Here is a 16,052-nt window from a genome sequence, read left to right as displayed (position 1 = left end):
TTCTTCGTTCCATTCGCGGGCAGGCGTTGCTCGAATCGACTTCGCTTGTCGAACTCTTGTCTGTCCGCAACATGCTCCGAGAGTCATCCAGTCTATGTCCGCTTCCCATCTCAGTCGTGGCAGCGCCGGTTATCGGCGCGCCACTCTGGCGCTGTTCTGCGCCGGTTTCGCTACCTTCGCCATGCTCTATTGCGTACAGCCGTTGCTGCCTCTGCTGGCAGCCCACTTTCGTGTGTCGGCCGCCAGCAGCAGCCTGGCGCTGTCGCTAACGACTCTGAGCCTGGCGCTGTGCCTGCTGGTATCCGGTGCGCTGGCGGAAAGCTGGGGGCGCAAGCCGGTAATGGCGGCTGCGCTGGGCCTGGCGGCGATGCTGGGAATTGCCAGTGCGCTGGTGGAGGAGTGGGGAAGCCTGCTGATCCTGCGCGCACTGCTGGGCCTGGCACTGAGCGGTTTGCCGGCGCTGGCCATGGCCTATGTCGGTGAGGAGTTCGATCCCGAAGCGCTGCCGGCTGCCATGGGCTTGTATATCGGTGGCACGGCCCTGGGTGGCTTGCTGGGGCGACTGCTGGCTGGTCTGCTCAGCGATATCGGCGGTTGGTCCTGGGCGCTGGGTGGAATAGCTGGATTGGGGTTGCTGGCGATGGGGCTGTTTCTCTGGCTGTTGCCACCCTCCCGGCATTTCACGGCTCAGCCGCTGTCTCTGCGCGGGTTGCTGCGCAACTTCGCCCTGCACCTGAGCAATCCGCGCCTGCGCGTTCTGTTCGCTCTGGCCTTCCTGCTGATGGGCGGTTTCGTTGCGTTGTTCAACTACGTGGGCTTTCGCCTGGCCGGTGCGCCATTCAACCTTTCGGCGACGGTGATCGGTCTGCTGTTCACTGTATATCTACTGGGTATCTTCAGCGCCGGTTGGGCCGGACGACTGGTTCCGCGTTTTGGCGCGCGCCAGGTGCTGCATGGCGGTATCGGGCTCATGCTGCTTGGGGTGGCGCTCTGCGCTGCACCCTGGCTGAGCGCTGCGGTGGTCGGGCTGGCGTTGTTTACGCTGGGCTTCTTCGCCGCCCACGCGGTAGCCAGCGGGCAGGTCGGCGCGCATGCACAGGGTGCCAAGGCACAGGCGTCGGCACTGTATCTGTGTGCCTATTACCTCGGTTCAAGCCTGGTGGGTTATGTCGGCGGTTACGTCTGGGAGCATGCCGGATGGCTGGCATTGCTCGGTGTACTGGCTTCGTTGTTCATCGCTGCGGCCGCTCTGGTCCGGCGTATCTAGGCTGTTTGTCGCTCGTTCAGTGCAGGTTCAAGGAGGGTTCAGCGGGGATTCAGTAGTCTTCCCGCAGACTTGTTGCCGAGTTGATCAAAACTGCAACGAGAGGAACGATTCGATGAAAATCACCCTGAACCGTATCGCACTGGCTACCTGCCTGGCCCTGGGCGCAACCGCTGCCCAGGCCAACGACAACTTTGTCGGCCTGACCTGGGGTCAGACCGACAACAATATCCAGAAGTCCAATGCGCTGAATGCCAATCTCGGCAATCCCAAGCTGGACAAGGTGATCAATGGCGAGGGGACCTGGGGCATCCGTGCCGGTCAGAAGACTGCCGATAGCCGCTACTACGCGACCTACGAGAACGTCTCCGACAGCCACAATGGCTACAAACTGCGCCAGCAGAATCTGCTCGGCAGCTACGACATGTTCGTACCGCTGGGTGACAACAACACCAAGCTGTTCGGCGGTGTCACCGGTGGCCTGGTCAAGCTCGAGCAGGAGAGCCGTGGCTTCTCCCGCGACAGCGACATCGGATTTGCTGCAGGCCTGCAGGCCGGTATCCTTCAGGAACTGAACAGCAATACCTCGATCGAAGCCGGCTATCGTTATCTGCGTACCAACGCCAGCACCGAAATGGCGCCGCATGGAGCAGGCAAAGCCGGGTCGCTGGACCTGCATAGCAGTTCCCTGCTGTACCTCGGTGCCAACTTCGCCTTCTAATGATGGCATAGCGTCACCAGGCCGGGCTTATGCCCGGCCTTCGTATAACTGAAAAAAGGGGGACGTCCCATGAAATTGCTGGTGGTGGAGGATGAGGCGCTGCTGCGTCATCATCTGTTCACTCGCCTCAGTGAAAACGGGCATGTTGTGGATGCCGTGCGCACTGCCGAAGAGGCGCTGTATCGAGCTGAGTCCTTCAATCATGACCTGGCCCTGGTCGATCTTGGTTTGCCGGGCATGAGCGGTATCGATCTGATCCGTCAGTTGCGCAGCCAGGACAAGAACTTTCCGATCCTGATACTCACCGCGCGTGGCAACTGGCAGGACAAGGTCGAGGGGCTTTCCTGCGGTGCGGATGATTACGTGGTCAAACCCTTCCAGTTCGAAGAGCTGGAGGCGCGCCTCAATGCTTTGCTGCGCCGTTCTTCCGGGTTCACCAAATCGACCATCGAGGCCGGCTCGCTGGTGCTGGACCTCAATCGCAAACAGGCCTCGGTGGACGAGCAGTCCCTGCAATTGACGGCCTACGAGTACCGCATCCTCGAGTACCTCATGCTGCACCACCAGCAGGTCGTAGCCAAGGAGCGTCTGATGGAGCAGCTCTACCCGGGTGATGACGACCGTGATCCCAATGTCATCGAAGTTCTGGTCGGTCGCCTGCGGCGCAAGCTCGAAGCCGTGCTGGGAGGAAAATTGATTGAAACCGTGCGCGGACAGGGCTACATGTTCAACGAGCGCTGCAAGTGAGGCGCGCGCGCGTCTTCATACGCAAGCTGCGCATTCGCTTCGGCTCCCTGCGCCTGCGCCTGATGCTGGCCAGTGCGGCGCTGGCGATGTTGTTCATGTTGTTATTGATGCCCGTCCTGCAGGGCGTCTTTCTTATGGCCCTGGAGCAGACGGTGGAGAAGCGTCTGGCTTCCGACGCTGCCGCGCTGATCTCCGCCGCGCGTATTCACAACGGCCAGCTGCACATGCCGGACAAGATGCCGGACGAAGAATTCGACAACCTCGACTCACACCTGCTGGGCTTCATCTTCGATCGCGACGGGCAGCTGATCTGGCGTTCACGGTCTTCCATCGACGAGCTGGTACGTTACCTGCCGCGCTACGATGGTCGCGGCCACGAGTTCGTGCGTATTCGCGACGAGAATGGCCAGGAATACTTCGTCTATGACATCGAGGTGGATCTGTTGCGTGGCGACCAGACCGCGCTGAGCATAGTGACCATGCAGCCGACGCGCGAGTACCAGGGGCTGTTCAATGGCTTCGCCTGGCAGTTGCGGCTGTGGCTGGGCATCGCATTGCTGGTGTTGTTGGGCCTGCTCTGGTTCGGCCTGACCTGGGGCTTTCGCAGCCTGCGCGGTCTCAGCGACGAACTCGATGGCGTGGAAGCGGGCACCCGTCAGCGTTTGAGTGATGAACACCCGCGTGAGCTGCTGCGCCTGACCAACTCCCTCAATCGCCTGCTCGACAGCGAGCGGCGTCAGCGCGAGCGTTATCGCGATTCGCTGGAAGACCTCGCCCACAGCCTGAAAACACCACTCAGCGTGCTCCAGGGTATCGGTGAAACCATTGCCGTTCAGCCTGAGAATCGTGATCAGGCGCAGCTGATGCAGGCGCAGATCGAGCGCATGAGCCAGCAGGTCGGCTATCAACTGCAGCGCGCCAGCCTGAGACGCAGCGGCCTGGTGCGCCATCGCGAGCAGGTCTGGCCACTGCTCGATGGCTTGTGCCGCTCGCTGGACAAGGTCTACCGCGACAAGCGTGTCGAAGCGACGCTGGAAGTGCCCGAGAACAGTCAGATCACCATGGAACGTGGCGCGCTGATGGAGCTGCTCGGTAACCTGCTGGAGAACGCCTACCGTCTGTGCCTGCATCGCGTACGCGTCAGGTTGCAGCCACTGGCCGGTGGCTGCCTGCTCACCATCGAAGATGACGGCCCCGGCGTGCCGCAGCACCAGCGTGCGCGGGTATTGCAGCGCGGCGAGCGGCTGGACATACAGAATCCCGGGCAGGGCATCGGCCTGGCTGTGGTGGAGGATATCATCGAGAGCTATGACGGCGAGTTGAGCCTGGAGGACTCGGAGCTGGGCGGTGCCTGCTTCAGGGTGCGCCTGTACGACTGAGTCGTGCCGATGCCGGGATGCGATAGTTCCCACGCGCCTGCGTCCTAGCAGTCCTGCCACGCTCTGCGTCGCTACTGGTTTTAGAAATGCAGCAGCCTTTTGCTGGAGGCGGAGCGTCGAAGAGCGGCGCTCTCACGCGGAGGGTAGGAACGATCCGCGATCCAGCGCATTCACTACAATTGTGTCGCGAAGCGTTCCACCGCACTGACCACGTGCTTGGCACCGTCCTGAATTTCCGCTATCACCTGGCCAGCCTGGGCTGAAAGCTCCAGGCCGCGCTCGGCCTGGGTTCTGCCGCGGTCGATCAGGCCAACCGCGCGCTCGGCCAGCTGCTGGTTCTGTCCGACCACCTGGGTAATTTCTTCGGTCGCTGCGCTGGTGCGGGAGGCCAGCTGGCGAACCTCGTCAGCCACCACGGCGAACCCTCGGCCCTGCTCGCCTGCACGTGCCGCTTCGATGGCGGCATTGAGGGCGAGCAGATTGGTCTGGTCGGCAATGCTGCTGATGTTCTTGACGATGGAACCAATGATCTGCGACTGCTTGTCCAGCGCTTCGATGCCTTGCGCGGCCTCCTGCATGCGCGCCGATAGTTCACGCATGGCGTCGAGCATCTGCTGTACCACCGCCGATCCGCTCTTGGCACTGTTGTCGGTATCTTTCGAGGTTTCGAAGGCAATGCTGGCCGCATCGGCCACGGCGCGCTCACGATTGACCTGATCGGTGATGATGGTGGCGAATTTCACCACCTTGTAGAGGTTGCCCTGGGCGTCGGTGACCGGGTTGTAGGACGCCTCCAGCCAGACTTCGTGGCCGTAGGCATCGACGCGCTTGAAGCGTCCGGCAGCGAATTCGCCGCGCCGCAGCTGATCCCAGAAGTGCTGGTATTCGGCCGAATTGGCCACTGCCGGGTCACAGAACATGCGGTGATGCTTGCCCTGTATCTGTGCCAGGTTGTAGCCCATGGAGTCGAGGAAGGGCTTGTTGGCGGTGAGAATCTCGCCGTTTGGGGTGAATTCGATCACCGCGGTCGAACGCTGCAGCGCTTTGACCAGGTTTTCATGCTCACGTGACGCGACGATGGTGCGTGTCAGATCGCTGGCATAGATGGAAAAGAACTGAATCTGGCCCTCGCTGTTACGCGCTGGCTGCAGGATGGAGCGTAGCCAGGCTTCCTCGCCATCACCGCGCTTGAGGCGAATGATGCCGGCCAGATGCTCGCCGCGTTCGAGCGCGTGGCGAACACGATGATGAAAATCGAGATTGCGCACCTGTTCCGGTATCAGATCCAGCAGCGGCCGCCCGCGAAGCTGCTCGGCATGGTAGTGCATTTCGTTCTCGAAGTTGGCGTTGACCTTGTCGATGCGACCCTGTGGATCGAGGGTCATGGCGATCATTTCATCGTCGAGGCTGGCGCGCACCTGCTGGAACAGCGACAGCTCTTCGCGCAGAGCCTTGAGCTCTTGCTTCAATCGGGTGTTGAACATGGTGGCAGGCCTTTGCCGGAAGTTGGCGTCATCGATTTAATATTTAGGGCATAGCTGACCTGGGCGCCAATGCAAATGTTTCCATATATGGCAGGCCGACGGTGTCAGCCTTCCTGCGTCCGGTAAGCCCCCGGCGTCAGCCCCGTCCACTTCTTGAACGCCCGGTGAAAGGCCGATGGCTCGGAAAAACCGAGTTGTTCGGCGATGTCCTGAATCGCCAGTTCGTCGCGGCCCAGGTGGTAGATGGCCAGGTCGCGGCGCAGGTGGTCCTTGAGTTCCTGAAAGCTGGTGCCTTCTTCGCGCAGATGGCGGCGCAGGGTTTGCGGGCTGGTGTGCAGTTGATGGGCGACCTGTTCAAGGTCGGGCCAGGTGCGGCAGTCGCGGCCGAGCAGGCGGCGAATCTGGCTGATCAGGCTGTCGCCGCCGTCGGGGCGGGCCAGCAGGTCGGCGGGGGAGTGCTGGAGAAACTGCTTGAGGGTGCGTTCGTCCTGTAGCAGCGGCATGGCCAGGTAACGGGCGTGGAACAGCAGGCTGGTGTGTCCGGCGCCGAAGCGGCGGCTGCAGGGAAACAGCAGTTCATATTCGGCAGCGTGCGCGGGTTCAGGGTAGGCAAAGGTGGCCTCTTCCAGGCGGATGCGCTGGCCGATCAGCCAACTGCCGAGGCGATGCCAGATCACCAGCAGGCTTTCCACGAGAAAATGATCCGGATCCCACAGCGTGCTGTCGTCCACGCTCAGCCGTGCCCAGTCGCCTTCGCGTTGCAGCCTGATGCCTGGGGCGTCGGGAAACAGGCCGTAGAACATCGCGCCACGGCTCAGGGCCTTTTCCAGGCTGCGGCAGTGGATGATGGCGTGGCCCATCATGGCGAAGGTGCCGCGTTTGCTCGGCTGGCGGCCGAAGCCCAGGTATTCATCATCCAGCGCTTCCCATAGCAGTTGCATCAGCCGGGCGAACTGCTCGGGAGCGATGCGCGCACGTGGCTCGACGAGCACGGCGCTCTGTATGCCGGCCTGACGCAGAATCGCCTCGCAGGCCAGGCCGCGACGGTCGGCACCGCGCAGGGCGGCGCGGACGAAGTGGCTGGCGATAGTGCGTTCGCGCATGCATGGGCTTCCATGGTCGGGGTCGCCGATGGTAGGCAGCGGCCGCAGCGCAGAGCAAGCCGGCCGAGCGATTGGGTCAATCCAGGCTGAGCGCATGGGTCATTGAGGGGGCAGGGGGCGCCACTTAACCTCGGTTGCAGAATAAATCAGCGGAGGAACCGCCCCATGCAACGCAACCATTTCGACACCGAGCACAATCTGTTCCGCGACGCTTTCGCGGCCTTTCTGGACAAGGAGGTGGTGCCGCATCAGGAGGAGTGGGAGGCGGCGGGTGTGGTCGATCGCAGCGTGTGGGCGAAGGCTGGCGAGATGGGTTTTCTGCTGCCCTGGGCGGATGAGGAGTACGGCGGCGCCGGGCTCAAGGATTTTCGCTACGAGCAGATCATGTGCGAGGAGCTGGCGCGGATCAACGAGCCGGGCTTCATGATCCCGCTGCACTCGGCCCTGTGCGGCCCTTATATCGCCGAGTACGGCAGTGCAGAGCAGAAGACGCGCTGGCTGCCCGGCATCATCCGTGGCGAGACCATCCTTGCCGTAGCGATGACCGAGCCGTCCGCCGGTTCCGATCTGGCCGGCATGCGTACCACGGCCGTGGACAAGGGCGACCACTGGCTGCTCAACGGCTCCAAGGTGTTCATCTCCAACGGCTACCTGGCCGATCTGGTGATCGTCGCGGCCAAGACCGACCCGGCCAACAAGCACGCCATGGGCCTGTTTCTGGTCGAGCGCGGCATGTCGGGTTTCGAGCGCGGCAAGAAACTGAAGAAACTCGGCATGCACAGCCAGGACACCGCCGAGCTGTTCTTCAATGACGTCAGGGTGCCCAAGGAAAACCTCCTGGGCGACGCCAAGGGCGGCTTCTTCTACCTGATGAACATGCTTGCCCAGGAGCGTCTGACCAACGCCTGCGGCGCGGTGGCCGGCGCCGAGGCGGCCCTGCAGACCACCATCGATTACGTCAGAGAACGCCAGGCCTTCGGCCGCCCTGTGGCGCACTTTCAGAACACCCGCTTCAAGCTGGCCGAGATGCGCACACAGATCGACGTGGCGCAGGTCTTTACCGACCGCTGCGTGATGGATCACAACCAGAGGAAGCTCACTCCGGAAGTGGCCGCCGAGGCCAAGCTGTTCACCACCGAACTGCTTGGCAAGGTAGTGGACGAGGGTGTGCAGCTGCATGGCGGCTGGGGCTACATGTGGGAGTACCCGATCTGCAAGATGTACGCGAATGCACGCATCCAGCGCATCTTTGCCGGCACCTCGGAGATCATGAAGGAGATCATCAGTCGCGGCATGAAACTATGAGGCGGTATACGTACGATCACTGTATAGGCTCGGCGGGTGCTCAGAAATGCGCCCATGTCGCGGGCCATCCGATCACTTATCAGGAGACGCCATGAGCGGCCCACTGTCTTCGTTGAAGGTTCTCGACTTCTCCACCCTGCTGCCGGGGCCGTTCGCCTCGCTGCTGCTGGCCGATATGGGCGCCGAGGTGCTGCGGGTGGAGTCGCCCACGCGTATGGACCTGGTGCGCGTGCTGCCGCCGCATGATGGCGGAACGTCCACCAGCCATGCCTATCTGAACCGCAACAAACGCAGCATCGCCCTGGACCTCAAGCGCCCCGAGGCCGTGGAAGTGGTCAAGCAGCTGGTGGGCGAGTACGACATCGTGCTCGAGCAGTTCCGCCCAGGCGTGATGGACAAGCTGGGCGTTGGCTACGAGGCGCTCAAGGCGATCAACCCACGGCTGATCTACGTGTCGATCACCGGCTACGGTCAGAGCGGGCCGTACCGTGACCGCGCCGGGCATGACATCAACTATCTGGCGTTGGCCGGCATCGCCAGCTATACCGGGCGCCGTGACAGCGGCCCGTTGCCGCTTGGCGTGCAGTTGGCGGATCTGGCTGGCGGCTCGCTGCATGGGGTGATCGGCCTGCTCGCAGCCGTGGTGCAGCGCCAGGTCAGCGGTGTGGGGCAGCAGGTCGACGTGAGCATGACCGACTGCGCCTTCAGCCTGCATGGCATGGCTGGGGCAGGTTATCTCGGCGGTGGGGTCGAACCCGGTATGGAAAACCAGGCGCTCAATGGCGGCAGCTTCTATGACTACTACCGCACACGCGATGGTCGCTGGTTCTCCGTCGGCAGCCTGGAACCGCAGTTCATGCAGCAGTTCTGCGCCGCCATTGGCCGGCCCGAGCTGGCGGCGCGTGGTCTGTCGCCGAAGCCCGAGGATCAGCGCGCGCTCAAGCGCGAGATCGAAATCGAGTTCGAGAAGCGCGATTTCGCGCAATGGTGCGAGGCTTTCGCCGCGCTGGACGCCTGCGTCGAGCCCATGCTGCCATTGTCCGAAGCGGTACGGCATCCGCAGATCGAGGCGCGTGAGCTGGTCGTCGAGGTCCCGCGCGAGGGCTTGCCGGCCCAGGCGCAACTGGCCTGCCCGCTGAAGTTCTCCGAGGGCTTGCCGCCGCCCCGGCATGTGGGCGCGGCAGTTGGCGCGCATACCGAGCAGGTGCTGGCCGAGCTGGGGTATGACGCCGAGCGAATCGCTGCGCTGCGCGAGGCACGGGTGTTCGGTTGAAGCGTGCGATGGCGCCCGCTTAGGATGGGCGCCTTTATCGCAGCGGAGCGTTGATATGAAAGGAATCACCGGGAGGGCGCCAGGTGCCCCGGGCTTGATCCTGGCGTTGGGCTTGGTCTTCGCCCTGACACCTTTGCATGCTACCGAGGATTCGGAGGATCCCTGCCAGCAGGGTAGCGCCATGGCCGCCTTCATGTGTCAGGGGCCGCTGTGGAAGGCTGCCGAGCAGGAGCTGCAAGGCACCTACGACCGTGTGATGGCCTCGCTCAAGGCGTATGAGCCGGCGCTCGCCACGGAGCTGCGCGATGCCCAGCGGCGATGGATCAAGCTGCGCGAGCAGGATTGCAGCCTGTACGCCCGCAACCGCGTGCAAGGCTCTCCCTGGACCGGATTCTGGGAGTCGGAGTGCCATGCGCAGCAGGCGCGTGCGCGTACCGAGTGGCTGAAAACATTCGAAGAGTAGAGTTCGCTGTCGGTGCGCTGGCGCCCGATCATTCCTGGCGATGCTCGCCGGTGAAATGCAGGGTCGCCTTGCAGCGTCTGCAGTAGTAACGGCGCCCCTTGGCCACCAGCGCATGACGCTGAGCGGAGAAGGGAAACTCGCCATCCACGCAGCTGCAGCGATAGATGAAGCGGGCAACCTTGCGCCGTTCGACCTCGTAGCTGTGGCAACGATGCGGCGGGAGTTCGTAGACGCCGCGCATGATCAGCTGCCATTCCTCGCCGTGCGGCTGTATGCGCGGGCCGAACAACTGGTGGGCGATCATGTGTGCGACTTCGTGGGGTACCGTCTGGCGCAGGAAATCTTCGTGGTTGTCGCGGTACAGCTGCAGGTTGAAGCGCAGCTTGTTTTCCGTCAGATGCGCGACACCCGCCTTCTGACCACGCAACTTGAAGCTGATCTCGGGGCGGGCGAAGTGTTGCTTGAAAAAAGCTTCCGCCTGCTGATAGCAGGCTTCGACTCGGGCGTGAATCTGTTCGGGCATGACTGGAGCAGGTACGGGCTGAGGGCGAATTATGCCGCAAGCAGCCCGGCTGCGCAGGTATCACTCGTCTCCTGGCGGTTGCATACGCTCCTGCTGCGTGCCGCGGCTCTGATCCTGATCGACCGTTCGCTGATAGTCCGGCTGGAGCGTGTAGGTCCAGAACAGGATGGTGCTGACCAGTATGGTGACAACTACCAGCAGGCCAACGCCAACCATTGAGGAGGCGTAGAGAAAGCCTTGATGGTTGTCGATGCGCATGAAGCGCGGCAGGCCGACATAGAACAGGTAAGAGGTATGCGCGCAGGCTGCCGCCAGAACCAGTATCGCCAACCAGCGGGTGGGGTAGAGCGCGGCGATGCCGGCGAGGAAGAACGGGGTGCAGGCATAGGCGATGAAACCGATGCACTGGTTGAACGTGGGCCTGGCCTCGAAGGTCCGCGACATATAGCGCAGGAAATAGCCCATGATGAAGACGCCGATCAGCGTCGCCACATAGAGCAGTACGCTTAACTGCAAGGCGCTTATCGCCTCCAGGCGGATACGCTCTTCTTCGACCAGGCTCCAGCCCACCCAGTGTGTGCCGATGAACAGACAAACCGCCGGCAGCAGGGCAAACAGAAAAAGGTAGGGCAGGTAGTTGGCGCTATTGCGTTCTTCATCCTGGCGAATTGCCGTCCAGGCACGATCCGGGCGGGTGAGTAGGGTGTAGAGATTCGCATACATGGTAAGTCCATCCGCTGACTGCCTTTATATTTGGGGCAGCCAATACGGCGTAGGGTTCAACTCAATTTCCTTACAAGCTGTAAGGCAACAAAAAGGCCGCCCGGGGGCGGCCTGCTGATTGCTGCCAAGCGCGATCAACTGGTGTAGATCGGGCCGATGCCCATGCCCCAGAGGATTACCGAGCTGGCGATCATCGCCACCAGCACCACCAGACCGACTGCCAGCACGGAGCTGGAGAACATGAAGCCCTCATCTTCGGGGATGTTCATGAAGGTCGGTATGCCGACGTAGAGCAGATAGACCGTGTAGCAGATCGCGACCGTGCCTACTACCATGCCCAACCACAGATGCGGATAGAGCGCTGCAAGGCCTCCGATGAACAGCGGCGTCGCCGTGTAGGCAGCGAATACCACACACTGGGTCAGGCTCGGGTTGGCATCGTAGGTACGTGCCATCCAGTGGATGAAGGCGCCCATCACGGCCACGCCGGCTAGCATCGCCAGGTAGGACATGATGGTCATCACCATCGCACTGCCTTCGGTAAGCATGACGGGTGTTCGGTCGCCGATTGCCCAGCCAACCTGAGTGGTGCCGATATAGGCCGAGATGGCGGGAATCGCCGCCAGAATCAGAACATGGGTCAGGTACATGTGGCTGATGGATTCTTCCTCGCCACGAATTTCTTGCCATTCTTGATCGGGATGGGTGAAGAGCCCCCAAACGTGGTGGATCATGCCAGACACCTCCTTTTCTTATGACGGTCGCCCCCCAGCGAACGCCCGGGACGCGTGTACAGCGTCACCGGGTGTCAGGCCAAATCGATGCGACCTTATGCCGCAGTATAGGCAGGGCCTGGGGCAGGCGTGGTGTCTGGCTTTAGAGCAAATTGCTCTCTAGGCGTCAGTGGTAATAGCGCTCAAGAATTTCCATCGCCAGGTTGATCGACTGCAAGCGCTCTGTACTGCCGCCTCGGTCCGGATGGTGCAAGCTGACCATTTGTCGGTAGCGCTGCTTGATTCGTGGCAAATCGAGCGGGCGTTCGTTGTTGAGTTCAAACAGCTCCAAGGCGGCCTGCTTCTCGTCGCCGCCCTGCATGCGCGTCCAGAAGCTGGTCAGCAGGCGTTCCACGTCGCGTTCGTCGGTGCTCTGCAGGTGGCTCATGTCCAGGTAGTAGTCGCGTAGCTCGTCGCGTTCGCTCAGCGCGCTGCTGCCGGCCTGATAGGGCTGCAGGCGAATGCACAGCGGGCTGATCTCGAGCAGGTGCGTCTGCTCCTGCCAGAGTCGGTCACGCAGGCGGTAGAGCGCGTTGAACAGCAGAAAATGGGTGCGAAACAGCACCAGCTTGTCGGTCAGCGGCAGGTTGGGCAGATGGCCGCTGTGGCGGGACTTGAGCTGCTGGATCAGGGCGTATTCGGCCAGACCGTCGGGAGCGTTCTGCAATAATTGCAGCACCTGCTCGGCGAGATCCTGGCTGGGGTCGAGGTCGTCGTTCATCGGCCGAGCCTAGCATTTAACCGTCAACGGGGTAGGGGTGCGGCGCCTTTGTGCGTAAAATGTTGCGCTTTCGTTCCCACCCCCTCGGATTTCGACGCACCATGGGCACCCTTTCGGTCAACCAGAACAAACTGCAGAAGCGCATTCGCCGCCTGGCCGGCGAAGCCATCACCGACTTCAACATGATCGAGGATGGCGACAAGGTGATGGTCTGCCTGTCCGGCGGCAAGGACAGCTACACCATGCTCGACGTGCTGCTGTATCTGCAGAAGGTCGCGCCGATCAAGTTCGAGATCGTCGCGGTGAACATGGACCAGAAGCAGCCCGGCTTCCCCGAGCACGTGCTGCCGGCCTATCTGGAGTCCATCGGTGTGCAGTACCACATCATCGAGAAGGACACCTACTCGGTGGTCAAGGAGAAGATTCCCGAAGGCAAGACCACCTGCTCGCTGTGCTCGCGTCTGCGGCGCGGCACCCTGTACACCTATGCCGACGAGATCGGCGCGACCAAGATGGCGCTGGGGCACCACCGCGACGACATTCTGGAAACCTTCTTTCTCAACATGTTCTACGGCGGCACGCTCAAGGCCATGCCGCCCAAGTTGCTGTCGGACGATGGCCGCAACGTGGTGATCCGCCCGCTGGCCTATTGCGCCGAAGCCGATATCGAGGCCTACAGCCAGCTCAAGGAATTCCCCATCATCCCGTGCAACCTCTGCGGCTCGCAGGAGAACCTGCAGCGCCAGGTGGTCAAGGAGATGCTGCAGGAGTGGGAGCGCAAGAGCCCTGGCCGCGTCGAGATCATGTTCCGCGCCCTGCAGAACGTGCACCCCTCGCAACTGGCCGACCGCAACCTGTTCGACTTCAAGAGCCTGAAGATCGACGACAGCGCCACGCCGCGCTTTCTCGATGTGATGAGCCTGTAAATCATCGCGGCTAAAGCCCCTCCCACGGTCGCGTCGCATGTGGGAGGGGCTTTAGCCGCGACGCTTGCCAGGCCGCAAAGGCCTGGAGTATGGTTCGGCCATCGCTTTGGAGAATTTCATGTCCGCCAGCCTCAACCTCCTGTCCACGCTGCAAGCCGGTGCCTCGCGCGCCGCGTTGGCGCGTGCGCATTCGGTCGCGGCTGCAGCGTATTATTTTTTTGGGTATTGGTTTAGCCACAGGCGCGCCTGATACCCCACAGGCGGCCTGAGACACCAGGGTCGCCACCAGAGACGTTTTCCAGAAAACCCCCGGTCGGCAACCCGACCGGGGGTTTTGTTTTTTCGGCCGAAAATGGCCACAGATCGAGGACTCACAGATGAACCGTTATTACCGCAACTACCGCTACGACTGGCGATTTAGCAACGTCACCACCGCCCTGAAACCTTTGCCACGAACACTCAGTTAGCGCCGCGCGGCGCAGGCCGCGCCGGCCAAGGAACCGCCAGATCATGAATGCATCCGTCTCCGCTCAACTCGCTTGCCCTGTCACCACCATCGCCCGCCGCAGCGCCCAGCCGCTGCCCAGCCCCGCCGTATTGCGCCAGCGCCTGCCGCTATCCGCCGTACTTGCCGAACGTATCGCCGCCGACCGCAAGGCCATCCGCGCCGTGCTCGATGGCCGCGATTCGCGCCTGCTGGTGGTGGTCGGTCCCTGTTCCTTGCATGACCGCGCTTCTGCGCTTGAGTACGCCGAACGCCTGGCCGAGCTGGCGCCGCAGGTCGCCGACCAGCTGCTGCTGGTGATGCGCGCCTACGTGGAAAAACCACGCACCACCGTGGGCTGGAAGGGGCTGCTGTATGACCCGCATCTGGATGGCAGCGGCGACATGGCCGAAGGCCTGCGCCTGTCGCGCCAGCTGATGCTGGATATTCTCGAGCGCGGCCTGCCGCTGGCCAGCGAGCTGCTGCAACCCATGGCCGCCGGTTACTTCGATGATCTGCTCGCTTGGGCGGCGATTGGCGCACGTACCAGCGAGTCGCAGGTGCACCGCGAGATGGTCAGCGGTCTGGATCTGCCGGTCGGCTTCAAGAACGGCACCGACGGCAGCGTGGGCATCGCCTGTGACGCCATGCGCTCGGCGACGCATCCGCATCAGCATTTCGGCATCGACGACCTCGGTCATCCGGCGCTGCTGCACACCGCCGGCAATCCGGACACCCATCTGGTGCTGCGCGGCGGCCATGGCGCGCCGAACCACGATGCCGCCAGCGTCGCCGCTGCGCGCCAGGCGCTGCTGCATCAGGGTATCGCGCCGCGCATCATGGTCGACTGCAGTCATGCCAACAGTGGCAAGGATCCGCTGCGTCAACCGGCGGTGCTCGACAGCGTGATCGAGCAGCGTCTGTCTGGCGATATCAGTCTGCGTGGCGTGATGCTGGAGAGCCATTTGTTCGACGGCTGCCAGGCGCTGTCCGGCGAGCTGCGTTATGGCGTGTCGATCACCGATGGCTGCCTGGGTTGGGAGGGCACCGAAGCATCCTTGCGCCTGGCTGCCGAGCGTTTGCGCGGTGTTTTGCTGTAGGAGCCGCGCCTCGCGGCGAATGTGCTCAGGCCTGAGGCGTACAGGCAAAGAGCTTCGCCCCGGGGCGGGGCTCCCACTGGGCTTGAACTGTGGTGCTTCCTGCGTGCAGGCTTCGTCATCCGTTTCATGAAGGATTCGATTCATGCGTGATTACAAGTGGCTGCACGAGTTCTGCCTCAACCGTTTCGGCTCGGCCAAGGCGCTGGAGGCCATGCTGCCGCAGCCGCGCAGCGATGCAGCGTTGCGCGCGCTGAGCGATGACCGCTATCTGTCGCTGATGAGCCTGCGCATCTTCCGCGCCGGCCTCAAGCACAGCCTGGTGGACGCCAAGTGGCCGGCGTTCGAGGAGGTGTTCTTCGGCTTCGACCCGGAAAAGGTCGTGCTGATGGGGGCCGAGCGTCTGGAGAACCTGATGCAGGATGCGCGGCTGATCCGCCACCTGGGTAAGCTCAAGGGCGTGCCGCGCAATGCCCAGTTCATCCTCGACATGCGCCGCGAGAAAGGTAGCTTCGGCGCCCTGATCGCCGACTGGCCGGTGACCGATATCGTCGGGTTGTGGAAATACCTGGCCAGGCAGGGCAACCAGCTTGGTGGACTGTCGGCGCCGCGTTTTCTGCGCATGGTGGGCAAGGATACCTTCGTTCCCACCGACGACATGGTCGCCGCACTCAAGGCGCAGGGCGTGATCGACAAGGCGCCCACCAGTCAGAAGGATCTGGCCGCGGTGCAGGCAGCCTTCAATCAGTGGCAGGCCGAGAGCGGGCGGCCGCTGTGCCAGCTATCGGTGATGCTGGCGCATACGGTCAATCATTGAGGGCATCGTTCAAGGCATCCAGCCATTCCCTGGGCACGTCACGCTTCATCGCCAGCTGACATTGCTGGCTTTCCGGGTCGAACACGATCACCGCCTCGCCCTTGTCCAGAGCGCGGCGTACTCGCTGTACGCGGGTTTCCAGCGGCGTTTCGTCACCGTTGTCGGTGCCGTCGCGGGTGACGAAATCTTCGATCAGGGCGGTAAGGGTATCGGCTTGCAGCAGGTGAGCGGGGATCAGCACAGCGAATG

Annotated in this window: 16 protein-coding genes and 2 pseudogenes; 10 read left to right on the top strand and 8 right to left on the bottom strand. The window is 62.5% G+C overall.

The window, feature by feature from the left end; all coding sequences use genetic code 11:
• Window positions 1–94: 94 nt before the first annotated feature.
• From DXK50_RS06380 to DXK50_RS06365, 4 genes are all read left to right on the top strand, one after another.
• Window positions 95–1,267 carry an MFS transporter gene (locus DXK50_RS06380; RefSeq protein WP_161866969.1) on the top strand — a complete coding sequence of 391 codons (1,173 nt, stop codon included), beginning with the start codon at window positions 95–97 and terminating at the stop codon, window positions 1,265–1,267.
• A gap of 112 nt (window positions 1,268–1,379) precedes the next feature.
• Window positions 1,380–1,985, top strand: a complete 606-nt coding sequence (locus DXK50_RS06375) for an outer membrane beta-barrel protein (RefSeq protein WP_161866968.1) — start codon at window positions 1,380–1,382, stop codon at window positions 1,983–1,985.
• 69 nt (window positions 1,986–2,054) lie between these two features.
• A complete protein-coding gene (locus DXK50_RS06370) occupies window positions 2,055–2,732 on the top strand; it encodes a response regulator transcription factor (protein ID WP_161866967.1) in 678 nt (225 codons plus the stop codon).
• Window positions 2,729–4,111 (top strand): ATP-binding protein, encoded by a 1,383-nt coding sequence (locus DXK50_RS06365; protein ID WP_161866966.1) that lies wholly within the window; start codon window positions 2,729–2,731, stop codon window positions 4,109–4,111. Before DXK50_RS06370 ends, DXK50_RS06365 begins: the two co-directional genes overlap by 4 nt.
• A gap of 173 nt (window positions 4,112–4,284) precedes the next feature.
• On the opposite strand, the pseudogene DXK50_RS25355 reads toward DXK50_RS06365, so the two are convergent.
• The 3 genes and pseudogenes from DXK50_RS25355 to DXK50_RS06355 form a co-directional block, all read right to left on the bottom strand.
• Window positions 4,285–4,716: pseudogene (locus DXK50_RS25355) on the bottom strand (methyl-accepting chemotaxis protein); the annotation flags it as partial.
• Window positions 4,717–4,866: 150 nt separating this feature from the next.
• Window positions 4,867–5,496: pseudogene (locus DXK50_RS25350) on the bottom strand (PAS domain-containing protein); the annotation flags it as partial.
• A 203-nt stretch (window positions 5,497–5,699) separates the two neighbouring features.
• Window positions 5,700–6,698 carry an AraC family transcriptional regulator gene (locus DXK50_RS06355; protein ID WP_212629723.1) on the bottom strand — a complete coding sequence of 333 codons (999 nt, stop codon included), beginning with the start codon at window positions 6,696–6,698 and terminating at the stop codon, window positions 5,700–5,702.
• Window positions 6,699–6,863: 165 nt separating this feature from the next.
• On the opposite strand from DXK50_RS06355, the gene DXK50_RS06350 reads away from it, so the two are divergent.
• The 3 genes from DXK50_RS06350 (at window position 6,864) to DXK50_RS06340 (ending at window position 9,739) form a co-directional block, all read left to right on the top strand.
• Entirely contained in the window at window positions 6,864–8,003 is a 1,140-nt protein-coding gene (locus tag DXK50_RS06350; RefSeq protein WP_212629722.1) for an acyl-CoA dehydrogenase family protein, read from the top strand.
• A gap of 91 nt (window positions 8,004–8,094) precedes the next feature.
• Window positions 8,095–9,276 (top strand): CaiB/BaiF CoA transferase family protein, encoded by a 1,182-nt coding sequence (locus DXK50_RS06345; RefSeq protein WP_212629721.1) that lies wholly within the window; start codon window positions 8,095–8,097, stop codon window positions 9,274–9,276.
• A gap of 55 nt (window positions 9,277–9,331) precedes the next feature.
• Window positions 9,332–9,739 (top strand): lysozyme inhibitor LprI family protein, encoded by a 408-nt coding sequence (locus tag DXK50_RS06340; RefSeq protein WP_212629720.1) that lies wholly within the window; start codon window positions 9,332–9,334, stop codon window positions 9,737–9,739.
• A gap of 28 nt (window positions 9,740–9,767) precedes the next feature.
• On the opposite strand, the gene DXK50_RS06335 is transcribed toward DXK50_RS06340, so the two are convergent.
• From DXK50_RS06335 to DXK50_RS06320, 4 genes are all read right to left on the bottom strand, one after another.
• Entirely contained in the window at window positions 9,768–10,262 is a 495-nt protein-coding gene (locus tag DXK50_RS06335; protein ID WP_212629719.1) for a SprT family zinc-dependent metalloprotease, read from the bottom strand.
• Between the two features lie 60 nt (window positions 10,263–10,322).
• Window positions 10,323–10,985, bottom strand: coding sequence for a Yip1 family protein (locus DXK50_RS06330; RefSeq protein WP_161866961.1), 663 nt, complete (start codon window positions 10,983–10,985; stop codon window positions 10,323–10,325).
• A 134-nt stretch (window positions 10,986–11,119) separates the two neighbouring features.
• Window positions 11,120–11,719 (bottom strand): Yip1 family protein, encoded by a 600-nt coding sequence (locus tag DXK50_RS06325; protein WP_161866960.1) that lies wholly within the window; start codon window positions 11,717–11,719, stop codon window positions 11,120–11,122.
• A 166-nt stretch (window positions 11,720–11,885) separates the two neighbouring features.
• The gene (locus DXK50_RS06320) at window positions 11,886–12,479 is read right to left on the bottom strand and encodes a DNA-J related domain-containing protein (protein ID WP_212629718.1); all 594 of its coding nucleotides are present in this window, start codon (window positions 12,477–12,479) and stop codon (window positions 11,886–11,888) included.
• Between the two features lie 101 nt (window positions 12,480–12,580).
• Here DXK50_RS06320 and ttcA point away from each other — a divergent pair, with 101 nt between their 5' ends.
• From ttcA to DXK50_RS06305, 3 genes are all read left to right on the top strand, one after another.
• Window positions 12,581–13,405, top strand: a complete 825-nt coding sequence (ttcA, locus tag DXK50_RS06315) for a tRNA 2-thiocytidine(32) synthetase TtcA (protein ID WP_013716338.1) — start codon at window positions 12,581–12,583, stop codon at window positions 13,403–13,405.
• A 510-nt stretch (window positions 13,406–13,915) separates the two neighbouring features.
• Window positions 13,916–14,989 (top strand): 3-deoxy-7-phosphoheptulonate synthase, encoded by a 1,074-nt coding sequence (locus DXK50_RS06310; RefSeq protein WP_212629717.1) that lies wholly within the window; start codon window positions 13,916–13,918, stop codon window positions 14,987–14,989.
• Between the two features lie 142 nt (window positions 14,990–15,131).
• Window positions 15,132–15,803: a DNA-3-methyladenine glycosylase I gene (locus tag DXK50_RS06305; protein ID WP_212629716.1), complete on the top strand. Its 672-nt coding sequence runs from the start codon at window positions 15,132–15,134 to the stop codon at window positions 15,801–15,803.
• On the opposite strand, the gene DXK50_RS06300 is transcribed toward DXK50_RS06305, so the two are convergent.
• A complete protein-coding gene (locus DXK50_RS06300; RefSeq protein WP_212629715.1) occupies window positions 15,793–16,044 on the bottom strand; it encodes a YheU family protein in 252 nt (83 codons plus the stop codon). The two genes, DXK50_RS06305 and DXK50_RS06300, sit on opposite strands and share 11 nt — an antisense overlap.
• Window positions 16,045–16,052: the final 8 nt, after the last annotated feature.

The sequence above is a fragment of the Pseudomonas sp. KB-10 genome, from assembly GCF_018221585.1.
Classification (GTDB): domain Bacteria; phylum Pseudomonadota; class Gammaproteobacteria; order Pseudomonadales; family Pseudomonadaceae; genus Aquipseudomonas; species Aquipseudomonas yangonensis.
This window is presented reverse-complemented; position numbering and strand designations above follow the sequence as displayed.